Genomic DNA, 14,480 nt, shown 5'->3' with positions numbered 1-14,480 from the left:
GTAGAGGAAGGGCCCCCTCCTCACACCGTCGACGGCGGGGCGCTCGCGCTCCCCTCGGGCGGCGGCGGGCACGGCGCTCAGAGCAGGTGCAGCTCCCGGGCGCGGTGGACCGCCTCCCGGCGGCGCGTCGCGTCCAGCTTGCGGTAGATGTTGCGCACGTGCGTCTTGACGGTGTTCACCGACACCGACAGCTCGGCGGCAATCTCCACGTTCGACAGGATGCTCTGGAGGTAACGCAGGACGGTCAGCTCGCGCTCGGTGAGCGGCTCGTCCAGCGCCCGGCCCGCCTCGGCCTCCCGCCCCGCCGGTCGTTCCCGCGCGCCCCGGAGCAGGTCACTCACCGTCGGCCAGTGCGCCGTGCCGGAGTCCAGGTGCGCGGCGAGCAGGCTCCGCAGCCCCGGTTCGGCCCGGGTGAAGGGGCGGCGGAACCCCTCGGCCTCGGCCAACTCCAACGCCCGCTCCAGGAGCCGCCCGGCCCGCCGGTCGTCGCCCGCCCCGTGGGCGAGCACCGCGTCCAGCACCCCGGTGTCGAGGCGCACCGGCAGCGGCCAGGACGCGGCGTCCGGGCCGTCCCAGTCCGGCAGGGCGTACCCGGCGGCGCGGGAGTCCCCGGCGCGCAGCTCGACGTGGGCCAGGGCCACGGCCCGCGCGGCGGTCGTGCCGTCCGCGCCGCCCGCCGGGCCGGCGGCGAGCAGCTCCTGGGCGGTGCCGACGTCGCCGTGCGCGGCGCGCAGCTCCGCCTCGGCGGCACGCAGCCAGCCCACCAACTCCCCCGCCCCGGCCGACCCCGCCCCGCCGTCGACCGGGGAGGGCGGCGGGGAGCCGGCCGCACCAGCCACCGGCGAGCCGGGCGCAGTGGCGGGCGGCGGGGGGTCGGGCGGAGTCGCGGGCGGCGGGGGGCCGGGCGGAGTCGCGGGCGGCGGGGGGTCGGGCGGAGTCGCGGGCGGCGGGGGGTCGGGCGGGAGTGCGTCCCGGGCGGCGGTCAGCAGGCGCAGGGCCGCGGCGGGGTCGTCCCGGTCGCGGGGCAGGTCGGCCCGGCACAGCGCGGCGAGCGCCGCCGCCGTGGGCTCGTCGGCCGCCGGGCCGGCCAGCGCCAGGTGCGCCGCCGCGTCGTCGGGCCGGTCCCGGTGCAGCGCGACCAGGGCCAGGGCCAGGTGCGCGTGCGCGCAGTCGAGCCGGCAGGACCAGCCCTGGCAGGGCGGCATGGCCAGGGCGTCCAGGGCGGTCCGCTCGGCCGTCCGCAGCTCGCCGAGGGCCGCGTGCAGCAGGGCGGACCGGCTTGCGCAGAGCAGCTCGGTGCGCGGCCGACCGGCCTCGCGGGCCGCCGCCAGCGCCGGCCCGAACTGGCCCGCCGCCGCGCGCAGGTCGCCGCCGGCGAGCGCGGCCAGGCCGAGCGCCGCGCCGGCCGTCGCCCGCACGTCGGCGTCGTCGGCGGTCGCGGTCCGCGGGTCGTCCGCCGACCCCCCGGGGGTACGCGTGGCGAGCAGCCGGGACGCCGCGCGGCGTACCCCGTCGTGGTCGCCGGTGAGGCGGGCCAGGGTGACCTCCAGCGCGGTGGCCAGCCGGCGGAACCGGTCGCGGCGCGGCACGGGCAGCGACCGGGCGTGCCCGGCGGCCCGGTCGAGCTGGGCGGCTGCGGCGGCCACCGCGCCCGCGTGGGCCCGCTCGGCGGCGGCGGCGAGCCCCAGCTCGGGGTCGCGCCGGACCGCCTCCTCCGGCGGCGCGGCCGTGGCCGGGGCACCGAAACCCTCACGGTCGTACGGGACGAGTTCCGGCCAGCGGGTGACCAGCAGCTCCACGGCCCGCTCCCCGTCCCCGGCGGCGAGCGCGTGCCGCAGCGCCTCGGCGGGCCGCCCGTGCCCGGCGTACCAGTCGCAGGCCCGCAGGTGCAGCTCGCGCCGCTCCCCGTCGCCCAGCCCGGCCAGCTCGGCCCGGAGCAGGTCGGACAGCAGGGGGTGGCAGCGGTACCAGGGCGGTCGGCTGTCGTCGCGGCGCACGAAGCCGCCCGCCCCCGCCAGCGCCGCCAGCACCCGATCGGCGTCGGAGCGCCCGGTGAGCGCGTCGACCAGGTCGGCGCGGAACGCCCCGGCAGCCGCGCCCCGGCGCAGCACGTTTCGGGCCGCCTCGTCGAGCGGGGCGAGGACCTCCTCGCGCAGGTAGGCGGCCACGTCCGGCTGGTCGCCGCCGACCTGTTCCACCCAGCGCGCCGGGTCGGGCCGGTCCCGGGCCGCCAGCGCGGCCAGCCGCAGCCCCGCCGGCCAGCCGTCGGTCCGCTCGCGCAGCCGGGGCACCGTCGCCGCCGGCAGCAGCACGCCGAGCGCGGTGAGCAGGTCGGCCACCTCGTCGTCGGTGAAGGCCAGCTCGTCCGGCCCGACGGCGGTCAGCTCCCCGGCCAGACGCAGCCGGTGCAGCCCCGGCGGCAGCTCGGCGCGCGTGCCCACCACCACCCGCAGCCGCCCCCCGCCGTGGCGGAGCAGGAAGTCCAGCCCGACCAGCGCCGCCGGGTCGGCGAGCCGGTGCAGGTCGTCCAGGACGAGCAGCACCGGGCGTTCCCGGGCGGCGAGCGCGGCGGCCAGCAGCTCCAACTCCTCCGGCCGGGGCGGCGCGTCGGCCGACGGGACGGCAGGGGGCGGCGGAGCGGAGGGGGACGGCGGGTGGGGCGGGGCTTCGTCGGGTCGTTGTTCCCCGGTCACGCGCAGCGCCGCCGCGAGGTACGACCAGAGCCGGGTACCGGTGTCGCCCGCCTCGACCGACACCCAGGCCGGGGGTGTGTCGAGCGCCCGCGCCCAGGTGGTCAGCAGGGTGGTCTTGCCCCAGCCGGCCGGGGCGCGGACGAGGGTGAGCGGGCCGGCCGTCCCCTCATCGAGCCGGCGCAGCAGCCGGGGGCGGACCAGCGCCGGCTCGGGCGGCGGCGCGGGCGCGAGCCGGGACGCCAGCAGCGGCGCGGGACCGCCCCACGCGCCCACGTCCGCGCCGTCCCGCCCGGGTGCGCCGTCCCGCCCATCCACGCCCACGCCGTCCCGCCCCTCCCCCGCCTCGTGCGGCGGGCGGTTACCCGGCCCCGGCCGGTTCACCCCTTCGGGACGACACCGCTTCACCCGAGCACCGCCGACGATTGCTCGGTGCGACAGGAGGGGCGGTGGCGCGGATGGGGCGGAGTACGTGGGGCGGTCGGGCGCTGGCCCGTACCGCCGGGGTGTTGGCGGCAGGCGCGGTGGCCGGGGCGACGGCGGCGCGGGCGCTGCCCGTACCCCGGTGGGCGGAGCGGCCCCGCGCGGCGCGTGACGCCCGGCCGGACCGCTGGCAGGTGGTCACCGTCGACCGGCCGCCGGAGTGGGTGCTGCCGGGTGGGCGGTGGCCGGAGCCGCTGCGCCGGCTCGGCGGCGCGGTGGAGGTCGCGCTGCGCCCGGCGCCTGGCGGGCGCGGCACCGAGCTGGCCGCCCGCCCGGCCGGCACGCCGCTGCCGGGGATGGCCGCCCACGTCGTCGGCGACGACCCCGGGCCGCTGCTGAGGCAGGCGCTGCGCCAGGTCAAGCAGCTCGCGGAGACCGGCGAGGTGCTGCGCGCGGACCCCTCCCCGCTGGACGGGCCCCAGCCCTCCCACGGCCCGGCGGTGCCCGGGTGAGGGCGCTGTGCTGGCTCGGCGAGGACGGCCTGGCGGTGCGGCGGGTGCCCGACCCGGAGCTGCGCAACTCCACCGACGCGATCGTCCGGGTGCGGCGCAGCTCCACCTGCGGGGAGGACCTGCCGCTGTTCGCCGGGCGCGGGCCGGTGCTGTCGGTCGGCGACGTGCTCGGCCACGAGTTCCTCGGCGACGTGGTGGAGGTGGGGCCCGGGGTGCGCCGGCACCGCGTCGGCGACCGGGTGGTGGTCTGCGCCTCGGTGGCCTGCGGGAACTGCTGGTACTGCCGGCAGGGCCACTACGCCTCCTGCGACAACGGCAGCGCCGGGCCGGCCGTGGCGCGGTGGGGCCAGCCCACCGCCGGCCGCTTCGGGCATCCTCCGGCGGCCGGGGGCTTCGCCGGCAGCCACGCCGAGTACGTGCGGGTGCCGTACGCCGACGTGGGGGCGTTCGCCGTGCCGGAGCCGGTGGACGACGACCGGGCGGTCTTCGCCTCCGACGCCGTGCCGACCGGCTGGCTCGCCGCCGAGCTGGGCGAGGTGGGTCCTGGGGACGTGGTGGCGGTCTGGGGCGCGGGCGCGGTCGGCCAGATGGCCGCGCGCGCCGCCCTGCTGCGCGGCGCGGACCGGGTGGTGGTGATCGACCGGTACCCCGAGCGGTTGCGCTCGGCCGAGCGGCACGTCGGCGCGGAGACCCTCGACCACCGGGCCGTCGACGTGCCGGCGGAGCTGTGGGAACTCACCGGGGGGCGGGGCCCGGACGTGTGCGTCGAGGCGGCCGGGCCGACCGGGGACGACGCCGAACCCCCGTCGCTGGCCGAGCGGTTCGCCGCCGCCACCCGGCCCGGCACCGCCCCGGAGCGCCCGATCGCCGTACGGGAGGCGGTGCACGCCTGCCGCAAGAGCGGGCGGGTGGTCGTGCTCGGCACGTTCACCGGGTTCGTCGACGCGTTCCCACTCGGCGCAGTGGTGGACAAGGGGCTCACCCTGCGCGCCGGCCGGCAGCACGGGCAGCGCTGGATTCCGATGCTGCTGGAGCGGATGGCGCGCGGCGAGATCCCCACCGGCCACCTGGCGACCCACCGCCTGCCCCTGGATCAGGGCGCGCACGGCTACGACCTGTTCCGGGACCGCGCCGACGGGTGCCTGCGCGCCGTCTTCACCCCCTGACCGATCCCCGGCGGGGCACCGGACGGGGTGGCAGACTCGCGGGATGGGCGAGGAACGGGCGTACGACATCGTGCTGTTCGGGGCGACCGGGTTCACCGGCGGCCTCACCGCCGACTACCTCGCCCGGCACGCGCCGGACGGGCTGCGCTGGGCGCTCGCCGGGCGGAACCCGGCCCGGCTCGCGGCCGTGCGGGACCGGCTGGCCGACATCGACCCGGCCCTGGCCGAGCTGCCGCTGCTCACCGCCGACGTCACCGACCCGGAGTCGCTGCGCCTGGTCGCCGAGAGCGCCCGGGTGGTGGCGACGACCGTCGGGCCGTACGTGCACCACGGGGAGCCCCTGGTGGCGGCGTGCGCGCGGGCCGGCACCGACTACCTGGACATCACCGGCGAGCCGGAGTTCGTCGACACGATGTACGTGCGCCACCACGCCGAGGCGGTGCGCACGGGGGCCCGGCTGGTGCACGCCTGCGGCTTCGACTCGATCCCGCACGACGTGGGCGTCTGGTTCACGCTCAAGCACCTGCCGGCGGGCGCGCCGGTCAGCGTGGACGGCTACGTCCGGGCCGGCGGGCGATTCTCCGCCGGGACGTACCACTCGGCGCTGACCGCGTTCTCGCGCACCGCGCAGGCGGGCCGGGCCGCGCGGGAGCGGCGGGCCGTCGAGCCGCGCCCGCAGGGCCGCCGGGTCCGGGGCGGGCCCGGGAGGGTGGGGCGGGTGCGGGAGCTGGACATGTGGGCGGTGCCGCTGCCGACCGTCGACCCGCAGGTGGTCCGCCGGTCGGCGGTGGCCCGCCCCGAGTACGGCCCGGACTTCCGCTACCGGCACCACGCGGCGGTGAAGCGGCTGCCGACGGTCCTGCTCGGCGCGGCGGGCCTCGGCGGCGTGCTCGGGCTGGTGAAGCTCCCGCCGACCCGGCGCTGGCTGCTCGGGCGGCTCGCCTCCGGCGACGGGCCCAGCGCGCGGCAGCGGGCGAAGTCCTGGTTCACGGTGCGCTTCGTGGGCTCGGGCGGCGGCCGGACGGTGCTCACGGAGGTGGCCGGCGGCGACCCGGGGTACGACGAGACGTCGAAGATGCTCGCCGAGTCGGCGCTCTGCCTCGCCCTGGACGACGGCCTGCCGACGACCTCGGGCCAGGTCACGCCGGTGGCGGCGATGGGCGACGCCCTGCTGCGCCGCCTCACCGACGCCGGCCTCACCTTCCGCCTGCTGAAGGGGTAAGGAAGGGCACCCTGTTAACGCTTTCTGCATAGGAAGGGCCCCTTCCTAACGCCTGCGCCGGCCGGCGGGCCCGACCGCCCCGCAGCGCCGCCTTGACCCTCGACCCGGTCGAGGGGACAGGATCGGCCGCGTGGAGAGCGAACTGCGCAGCATCGGCGAGCTGGCCCGGGCCAGTGGCCTGACGATCAGCGCCCTGCGGTTCTACGACCGCTCCGGGGTGCTGATCCCGGCCCTGGTGGACCCGGTCACCGGCTACCGCTGGTACACCGACGACCAGGTCGCCCCGGCGCGGCTGGTGGCCGGTCTGCGCCGGGTCGGGATGCCGCTGGCGGAGATCGCCGCCGCCGTGCGGCACCGCGCCGAGCCGGCCGTCGTCGGACGGCTGCTCGACGCGCACCTGCGCCGGCTGGAGGACGGCCTCGCCGACGCCCGCCGCGAGCTCTCCCGCGTCCGCACCCTGCTCGAACCGGAGGAGAACCCGATGACCACCCGCATCATCCTGTCCCGCGCCGACCTCGCCGCCGCGCTCGACGCGGTCCGCTTCGCGGTCGGCGCCGACCCCGCCCTGCCGATGCTGTCGGGCGTGCTGTTCGACACCGACGGCGACGGCGTACGCCTCGTCGCCACCGACCGCCACCGGCTGGCCGTGTCCCGGGCCCCCGGCCGGGTCGAGGGCCCCTCAGCGCGGGCGCTGGCCCCGGTCGACCTGGTGGACCGGTTCCGCGCGCTGCTCGACGCCGACGCCCCCGAGGCGCTGCTGCGCCTGGACGGGGCGACCGTCGCCGTCTCCGTCGACGGCCGGGACGTCTCGGGCCCGGTCCTGCCGTACGACTTCCCCGACTACGCACGGCTCCTGCGCGCGGACGCGCCCGCGTACCGGATTCCGGTGGACGTGCCGGCGCTGCGCGCGGCGCTCGCGGGCGCGACGCCGGCCGTCGTCCGGCACGAGGGCGTCGACCTGCCGGTGACCGTGCTGGGCCTGGACGGCGCGGGTGGGCTGCGGGTCCTCGACGGCGACGCGCCCGCCGACGCCGCCCCGGAGGGGGTACGGGTCGGGGTCAACGGCCGGTACCTGCTCGACGCCCTGGACGCGGGCGACCGCGGCCAGCTCGTGCTGGAGCTGGACGGCCCGATCGCCCCGCTCGCGGTGCGCCGCCCGGACGACGCGGACGCGTTCTCCATCCTGATGCCGATCCGCCTCTGACGCCGATGAGGCTCTGACACCGATCCGGCTCTGACGCCGACGCCCGTCGCCTCCGTCCGGAGGGCGCAACCCCGCGACGGTACGATCTCAGGATTCCACCTGATCCCCGGACGGAGGCGTACGGAGCAGCATGCTCGACATGGACTTGATCCGGAAGGATCGCGAGGCGGTGGCGACCGCGCTGGCGAAGCGACTGGATCCCGCCGAGGTCACCCGGGCGCTGGACGAGATCCAGCGGCTCGACCAGGAGCGCCGCGCCCTCATCACCGAGATCGACGCCGAGCGGCAGCGCCGCAAGGCGGAGGCCCGGGCGTACGCGGCGGCGAAGCGGGCCGGCACCGCGCCGGAGGTCTCCGCCCCGGAGTCCGGGCGCAGGCAGCTCGCCGAGCTGGAGGCCCAGCTCGACGAGACGCAGTCCCGGCTGCGCGAGCGGATGAGCGAGCTGCCCAACCTGCCCGCCGACGACGTGGTCCCCGGCGGCAAGGAGGCCAACCGGGTGGTCCGCACCTTCGGCGAGCCCCCGGCCATCGAGAAGGTCCGCGACCACGTGGAGCTGAGCAGGGCGCTGCACCTGGTCGACCACGAGCGCGGGGTCAAGCTGGGCGGCTCCGGCTTCTGGATGTACACGGGCATGGGCGCGCGGCTGGAGTGGGCGCTGGTCAACTGGCTGATCGAGCAGAACGCCGAGGCCGGCTACGAGTTCCTGCTCCCGCCGCACCTGCTGCTCGACACCGTCGGCTTCGCCGCCGGGCAGTTCCCGAAGTTCTACGACGACGTCTACCACATGGACAAGCAGTCCGCCCCGCGCGGGCAGTTCCTGCTGCCCACCTCGGAGACGGCGATCCTCGGGGCGTACCAGGACGAGATCCTGGAGACGGCGAAGCTGCCGCTGAAGGCGTTCGCGTACACCCCGTGCTACCGGCGGGAGGCGGCCGGCTCGCACTCCGACGAGCGGGGCACCGTGCGCGGCCACCAGTTCAACAAGGTGGAGATCTTCCAGTTCACCCTGCCCGAGCAGGCGGCCGGCGCGCTGGAGGAGATGGTGGCCCACGTGGAGGGGCTGGTCGGCAAGCTGGGCCTGCACTTCCAGACCAGCCTGCTGGCGGCCGGCGACGCCAGCGCCTCGATGCGCAAAACCCTCGACGTCGAGGTCTGGATGCCGAGCACCGGCAAGTACAAGGAGGTGTCGTCGGTCTCCTGGGGCGGCGACTACCAGGCCCGCCGGGCGGCCATCCGCTACCGGGAGCCGGGCGGCAAGCAGACCCGGTTCGTGCACACCCTAAACGGTTCGGCGCTGGCCACCAGCCGCCTCTTCCCGGCGATCCTGGAGCAGCGCCAGCAGCCGGACGGCTCGGTGCTGGTGCCGGAGGTGCTCCAGGCCAAGCTCGGCACCGACCGGCTGGTCCCTCCGGGCCGCTGAGGCTGACGCGCCTCCAGGCCACTCCGGCGTACGACCACAGGAGGCCCCCGCGAGCGATGCTCGCGGGGGCCTCACTTCGTGATCGACTCCGTGTCGGCGACGTGGGGTGTTCCAGCGTGGATGAAGGCGCAATGTCGCCGACATGGAGTCGACCAAGGGCGTCCGCCCGGCTCAGGCGGCGGCGCGGAGCTTCTCGATGTCGTCGAGGACCTTGCCGGCGGCCAGGGGCCCGGCACCGCTGCTCCACACGCTGCCGTCGACGGGGCCGATCTTGCCGGCCTTGGCCGCCCCGAGCCGGGCGAACGCCGGCTGCGCCTTAGCGGCCTCGAGGGCCTGCTTGCCCTCCGCGTTGAGGGTGGCGATGTAGATGAAGTCGGCGTCGATCTTGCCGAGGTTCTCCAGGCTCAGCGGGTCGCTGTGCGGCTTGTCGGTGAAGTCCGCGACGGCGGGCAGGGTGTCGCCGGTGAGCTTGACCAGCCGGCTGGCCATCAGCGACGACGACATGACAATCGGCCCGTTCGGCATCCACCGGACGACGGCGGCGGTGCCCTCGTCGCTGCGGCGGGCGGCGATCTCCTGGCCGCGCTTCTCGAGGTCCGCGATGAGCTTGTCGGCCTCGGCCGCCTTGCCGAGCGCCGCGCCGAACACCCGGGTCTCCGACTCCCACTGGCCGAACTCGGGGGCCTTCGGCACGACGGTGGGCGCGATGGCGGCCAGCGCGTCGTACTGCTCCTTCGTGGTGGTGGAGGCGGCGAGGATCAGGTCCGGCTTGACGCCGACGACCGCTTCGAGGTTGGTCTCGCGGACGGTGCCGACGATGGTGATGCCGGGGACCCGGTCGGCCAGGTAGGGGGCGGCCGAGTCGCCGCCGCGGCTGGAGAGCGTGGCCACCGGGGTCACCCCGAGGGCCACGGCGCTGTCGAGCGGGGTGTCGCCCAGGGCCACCACCCGCTCGGCCTTCGCCGGCACCTTGACCGCGCCGTACGCGGTCTCGACCGCCGCGGTCTTCTGGTCGGCTGCGGCGTCGGCGCCGGAGTCCTCCCCGCACGCGGTGAGCAGGGCGAGCGGGATGAGGGCGAGTCCGGCGACGAGCCGGCGGCGGGACAGGGCGGACATGGTGCACTCCAGGGTGGCGACGGTAAACCTCTGCCTAAGAGGTATGGTTAGGCTTACCTAATCACAAGCCGTCGCGGCGCCGTCAACACCCCCCGGAGAACACGTGCTCGTCGAGGACCCCGTACGCCCCGCACGACGGCGTACCAGACCCCCGGGCGACCGGTCAGGACCGCGGCGGCTGGCCGCCGGACTGGTCGTGCCCGCCGTCCTGCTGGCGGTGGCCGGCATCACGTCGCTCCTGATCGGCAGCGGCGAGGTGGGACCGGGACGGGCGCTGCACGCGCTCACCGGTGGCGGCGACGCGGAGGCGTCCTTCGCCGTGTGGGAGCTGCGCTGGCCCCGTACCCTCGTGGCCGCCGGCGTCGGGGCCGCCCTCGGCGCGGCCGGCGCGGTGTTGCAGGCCGCCGCGCGCAACCCGCTGGCCGAGCCGGGCCTGCTCGGGGTCAGCGCCGGGGCGTCCACGGCGGTCGTCGTGGTGATCGCGGTCGGCGGCAGCGTCGCCACCCTCGGCCCGTACGTCGCGGTGGTCGGCGCGCTGCTCGGCTGCCTCGCCGCGCTCGGCGCGGCCCGGCTGCGCGGTGTGGGCGACGATCCGGTACGCCTCGTGCTGGCCGGCGCCGCGCTCAGCGGCCTGCTCGGCTCGCTCACCTCCATCCTCCTGCTGGTCGACCAGCGCAGCGCCGACGAGGTGCGCTTCTGGACGGTCGGCGCGGTGGCCGGGCGCGACCTGGGCGTGCTGGCCGGCGCGCTGCCGGTGCTGCTGCTCGGCGGGCTGCTCGTGCTGCTCGTCGCCCGCCCCCTGGCCGCCCTCGCCCTCGGCGAGCAGGTCGCCGCCGGCCTGGGCAACCGGCCCCGCCGGGCCCGCCTCGGCGCGATGGTCGCCGTCGCCCTGCTGGTGGGCGGCGCGACCGCGGTGGCCGGGCCGATCGGCTTCGTCGGCCTGGTGGTGCCGTTCGCCGCCCGCGCCCTGGTCGGCCCGGACCTGCGCCGGGCCCTGCTGCCGTCGCTGCTGCTCGGCCCGGTGGTCGTGCTGGTCGCCGACATCGCCTCCCGGCTGCTGGTGCGCCCGTACGAGATGCCGCTCGGCGTGGTCACCGCCATCATCGGCGCACCGGTGCTGGTGGCCGTGGTGCGCGCCCGACGGGTGCCGACGCTGTGAGCGCCCCGACCGCCCCGGTCTCCCCCGTCGCCCCGACCGCCGCCGCACCCGTCCAAGCTCTCGCCGCCTCCACCCCCGTCCAGGCTCCCGCCGGCACCCTGCTGCTGCGGCTCGGCCGCTGGTCGGTCCTGCTGCCGACGCGCGCGGCCGTGGGCTGCCTGCTCCTCGCCGCCGTGCTGCTGGTCGCCACGGCCGCCGCGCTCGCCGTCGGCACCACGTCGCTGAGCCCGGTGCGCTCGCTGCCCGCCCTGGTGGGGGTCGGCGACCCGACCGACGTGCTGGTCGTGCAGCGGCTGCGGCTGCCCCGGCTCGTCGCCGGCCTGCTCGTCGGGGCCGCGCTCGGCATCGCCGGCTGTCTCATGCAGACCCTCGCCCGCAACCGGCTCGCCACGCCCGGCACCGTCGGCATCGACGACGGCGCGACGGCCTTCGCGGTCGCCTCGGTCGTCGGGGTCTCCACCTCCCTCGCCCCGTCGGCGATGGCCCTCGTCGGCGCGGCCACCGCCGCCGCGCTCGCCCTCGGGCTCGCCGGCGGCGCGGGCACCTCCGGCTACCGGTTCGTCGTGGTCGGGCTGGGCGTGGGCGCGGTGCTCGGCGCGGTCACCAACCTGCTGCTGGTACGCGCCCCGATCGACGCCGCCAACGCCGCGTTCCCGTGGTCGGTGGGGACGCTGAACGCCCGCCCCACGCTGCCGGTCACCCTGCTCGCCCTCGGGCTCGCGGTCTGCGTGCCGGCGGCCCTCCTGGTCGGCCGGCGGCTGGGCGCGCTGCGCTTCCCCGACACCGTCGCGGCCGGGCTCGGCGTGCGGGTACGCCTGGTGCGGCTGGCCGCCCTGGCCGTCGCCGTGGTCTGCGCCGGCCTCGCGGTGGCCGTCGGCGGCCCGCTCGGCATGGTCGCCCTCATCGCGCCGGAGGCCGCCCGGCGGGTCTGCGGCCCCCGGGGCGTGCCCGTGCTGGGCAGCGCGCTCGCCGGCGCGGTGCTCGTCCTCGCCGCCGACACCGTGGGCCGTACGGTCGCCGCGCCCGTGGAGGTGCCGGTCGGGCTCGTCACCGCCGTGCTCGGCTGCCCGTACCTGATCTGGCTCCTGCTCAACTCTCGCCCCCGGAGGCTGCCATGACCCCGCCCACCGTCCTGCGGGCCGACGACCTCAGCCTCGCCTACGGGCGCACCACCGTCGTGGACTCGATCGGGCTGGACCTGCCGGCGGGGCAGCTCACCGCCGTCGTCGGCCCGAACGGCTGCGGCAAGAGCACGCTGCTGGCCGGGCTGAGCCGGCTGCACAAGCCGGCCCGGGGGGCCGTGCTGCTCGACGGCCAGGTGCTGGCGCGGCTGCCGGTGCGGGAGGCCGCCCGCCGCATCGGCCTGCTGCCGCAGTCGGCCGACGCGCCGGACGGGATGACCGTCGCCGACCTGGTCCGGTTCGGCCGGCAGCCGCACCAGGGGCTGCTGCGGCAGTGGTCGGAGCAGGACCAGCGGGCCGTCGACGGCGCGCTCGCCGCCGCCGACGTGGCCACGCTGGCCGACCGCCGACTGGAGACCCTGTCGGGCGGTCAGCGGCAGCGCGCCTGGATCGCCATGGCCGTCGCCCAGGACACCCCGGTCCTGCTGCTCGACGAGCCCACCGCCGCCCTGGACCTGGGCCACCAACTGGAGGTCTTCGAGCTGCTGCGCGGGCTAGCCGCCGCCGGCCGGACGGTGGTCGTCGTGGTGCACGACCTCACCTCCGCCTGCCGCTACGCCGACCACCTCGTCGCGATGCTCGCCGGCCAGGTGGTCGCCGAGGGCGCGCCGCGCGAGGTCGTCACGACCGACCTGGTCCGGCGGCTCTACGGGGTGGAGTCCAGCGTGCTGCGCGACCCGGTCACCGGCTGCCCGGTCGTCGTGCCCTGCGGCCCGGCCGCCTGACTCACCCCGTCCGACTCCTCGCCGCCCGCCTCGTGCAGGGCGGCGAGGAGCCGGCGTAGGGCGGGCAGGCTCCCCCGGATCGCCGACCGGTCGCCCTCGTCGAGCCGGGCCAGCGCCGTCGACAGCACCTCGTCGCGGGCCGCGTCCCAGCGGGCCAGCCGGTCCACGGCCTGCTCGGTGAGGTGCAGTCGGGTGGCCCGCCGGTCGCCGTCGTCACGTACCCGCAGCAGCAGGCCCGCCGCGACCAGACCGCCGACCAGCGTGGAGACCGTGTTGGGCACGAGCTGGAGCCGCTGCGCGACGGCCCGCGTGCCGATGCCCGGCTGCGCCTGGACCGCGCGCAGCACCTCGACCTGGGCCTGCGGGAGCCCGGCCGCCGCGACCTGCCGCCGCACCGCCCGCCGGGCCGTACGCGCCAGCGCGCCGAACAGGATCGTCTCCCGGGCCAGCAGCACCATCTCCGGGGGCTGCCCGCTCACCGGCCGCCCCTGCCGGGTCCACTCGGGACAGTGTCGCCACGCACCCCGCCCACCCTACGGTCCCGGGCGAGCGCCGCCGCCGCGCGGGCGGCCGATGGCCGTACCCGAATCGGGTCTTGTAAGGAAGGGCCCCTTGTTAACGCATTTTGTATAGGAAGGGGCCCCTCCTAACACCCCGGAGCTAGAGTGCTTACGTGCTATTTGCCCGACTTGTGTCGCGTTGGCCGGTTGGCTGGTTGGCCGCCGCGCTCGGCGTACCGCTGCTCCTCGCCACCGCGCTGCTCGCCGTCCCGGCCCTGACCTCCGCCCCGCCGCCTCCCGCCGCCCCGCCGCCTCCCGCCGGACCGGCCCGACCGGCCGGGCCCACCGCGCCGCCCGACGAGGCCGCGCCCAGCGAGGAGCCGGTGCCCGCCGCCGCGCCCGCGCCGGACAGCCTGCCGGTCGTCGACTACGACCCCGCGCCGGCCGGCTTCCCCGCCGACCCGCGCACGCTGGACACCGCCCCGCTCACCGAGGGGCTCACCCCGACGCGCGACATCGCCGCGTACGACGCGCCCGGCGGCCGGCCGCTCGCCTTCCTCGCCCCCACCATCAACGGCGTCAAGCTGACCATGCCCATCGTGGAGCGGCGGACCGGCTGGACGGCCGTGCTGCTGCCCTCGGCCAACCGGCGACTCGCCTGGCTGCCACCCGCCGAGGACGACCGGACCCTCGTGCCGCTGCGCGACCAAATCGTGGTGGAGCGCCGGCACCACCGGCTCACCTGGCGCCGCGACGGCCAGGCGAAGCAGTCGTGGCCGGTGAGCCTCGGGATGTCCGGCCAGGCCACCCCGCTCGGCCGGACCTTCGTCCTGGGCCGCACACCCCCGCCCGAGCCCGTGTACGGCGGGGTGGACGTCCTCGCCCTCGGCGCGGTGCCCGACGACCCGGACGCCGTGCCCGCCGGGCTGCGCGGCGCGCACATCGGCGTGCACACCTGGTACAACGACGACACGCTCGGCCAGGACGTCACCAACGGCTGCATCCGGCTGCCCCGCAGCGCCCAGCGGCAGATCCTCGCCGAGGTCCCGCCGGGCGCGAGCGTGCTCGTGGTCGAGGAACTGCCACCCGCCCCCACCGGCCACGTCTGAGTGTCAGCGGCGGGCAAAGCTGATAACAAGCGAGGGTAGCCGCGACGAGAGGC

Annotated in this window: 12 protein-coding genes; 9 read left to right on the top strand and 3 right to left on the bottom strand. The window is 77.4% G+C overall.

All coding sequences use genetic code 11. From position 1 onward, the window contains the following. Positions 1–77 precede the first annotated feature (77 nt). Positions 78–3,014 carry a helix-turn-helix transcriptional regulator gene (locus tag LPU43_RS22790; protein WP_373321788.1) on the bottom strand — a complete coding sequence of 979 codons (2,937 nt, stop codon included), beginning with the start codon at positions 3,012–3,014 and terminating at the stop codon, positions 78–80. A 134-nt stretch (positions 3,015–3,148) separates the two neighbouring features. Between LPU43_RS22790 and LPU43_RS22785 the strand changes: the two genes are divergently transcribed. The 5 genes from LPU43_RS22785 to serS all read left to right on the top strand — a co-directional run bounded on the left by LPU43_RS22785 (position 3,149) and on the right by serS (position 8,637). Further along, complete coding sequence (locus LPU43_RS22785; protein ID WP_229402537.1) at positions 3,149–3,625, top strand: hypothetical protein; 477 nt, start codon at positions 3,149–3,151, stop codon at positions 3,623–3,625. After that, a complete protein-coding gene (locus LPU43_RS22780) occupies positions 3,622–4,791 on the top strand; it encodes an alcohol dehydrogenase catalytic domain-containing protein (RefSeq protein ID WP_229402536.1) in 1,170 nt (389 codons plus the stop codon). The genes LPU43_RS22785 and LPU43_RS22780 overlap by 4 nt, the downstream gene beginning before the upstream one ends. Before the next feature lie 43 nt (positions 4,792–4,834). Next, on the top strand, positions 4,835–6,013 hold the full coding sequence (locus LPU43_RS22775; RefSeq protein ID WP_229402535.1) for a saccharopine dehydrogenase family protein: 1,179 nt from the start codon (positions 4,835–4,837) through the stop codon (positions 6,011–6,013). Positions 6,014–6,155: 142 nt separating this feature from the next. Continuing rightward, positions 6,156–7,217 (top strand): DNA polymerase III subunit beta family protein, encoded by a 1,062-nt coding sequence (locus LPU43_RS22770; RefSeq protein WP_229402610.1) that lies wholly within the window; start codon positions 6,156–6,158, stop codon positions 7,215–7,217. A gap of 130 nt (positions 7,218–7,347) precedes the next feature. After that, positions 7,348–8,637: a serine--tRNA ligase gene (serS, locus tag LPU43_RS22765; protein ID WP_229402534.1), complete on the top strand. Its 1,290-nt coding sequence runs from the start codon at positions 7,348–7,350 to the stop codon at positions 8,635–8,637. A 171-nt stretch (positions 8,638–8,808) separates the two neighbouring features. On the opposite strand, the gene LPU43_RS22760 is transcribed toward serS, so the two are convergent. Continuing rightward, complete coding sequence (locus LPU43_RS22760) at positions 8,809–9,753, bottom strand: ABC transporter substrate-binding protein (protein ID WP_229402533.1); 945 nt, start codon at positions 9,751–9,753, stop codon at positions 8,809–8,811. A 196-nt stretch (positions 9,754–9,949) separates the two neighbouring features. Here LPU43_RS22760 and LPU43_RS22755 point away from each other — a divergent pair, with 196 nt between their 5' ends. From LPU43_RS22755 to LPU43_RS22745, 3 genes are read left to right on the top strand one after another with little or no spacing between them, the layout of a single operon-like run. Next, the gene (locus LPU43_RS22755; RefSeq protein WP_229402532.1) at positions 9,950–10,912 is read left to right on the top strand and encodes a FecCD family ABC transporter permease; all 963 of its coding nucleotides are present in this window, start codon (positions 9,950–9,952) and stop codon (positions 10,910–10,912) included. Beyond that, complete coding sequence (locus tag LPU43_RS22750) at positions 10,909–12,030, top strand: FecCD family ABC transporter permease (RefSeq protein WP_229402531.1); 1,122 nt, start codon at positions 10,909–10,911, stop codon at positions 12,028–12,030. Before LPU43_RS22755 ends, LPU43_RS22750 begins: the two co-directional genes overlap by 4 nt. After that, on the top strand, positions 12,027–12,818 hold the full coding sequence (locus LPU43_RS22745; RefSeq protein WP_229402530.1) for an ABC transporter ATP-binding protein: 792 nt from the start codon (positions 12,027–12,029) through the stop codon (positions 12,816–12,818). The genes LPU43_RS22750 and LPU43_RS22745 overlap by 4 nt, the downstream gene beginning before the upstream one ends. On the opposite strand, the gene LPU43_RS22740 is transcribed toward LPU43_RS22745, so the two are convergent. Then, complete coding sequence (locus LPU43_RS22740; protein ID WP_229402529.1) at positions 12,740–13,297, bottom strand: MarR family winged helix-turn-helix transcriptional regulator; 558 nt, start codon at positions 13,295–13,297, stop codon at positions 12,740–12,742. The two genes, LPU43_RS22745 and LPU43_RS22740, sit on opposite strands and share 79 nt — an antisense overlap. Before the next feature lie 236 nt (positions 13,298–13,533). On the opposite strand from LPU43_RS22740, the gene LPU43_RS22735 reads away from it, so the two are divergent. Beyond that, positions 13,534–14,427: a L,D-transpeptidase gene (locus LPU43_RS22735; RefSeq protein ID WP_229402528.1), complete on the top strand. Its 894-nt coding sequence runs from the start codon at positions 13,534–13,536 to the stop codon at positions 14,425–14,427. The last annotated feature ends 53 nt before the right edge of the window (positions 14,428–14,480 follow it).

Origin of the sequence: Micromonospora okii (genome assembly GCF_020884795.1) — a bacterium.
GTDB classification, from domain to species: Bacteria; Actinomycetota; Actinomycetes; order Mycobacteriales; family Micromonosporaceae; genus Micromonospora; species Micromonospora okii.
Note: the sequence above shows the minus strand (reverse complement) of the source record. Positions and strands in the feature narration are given on the sequence as shown.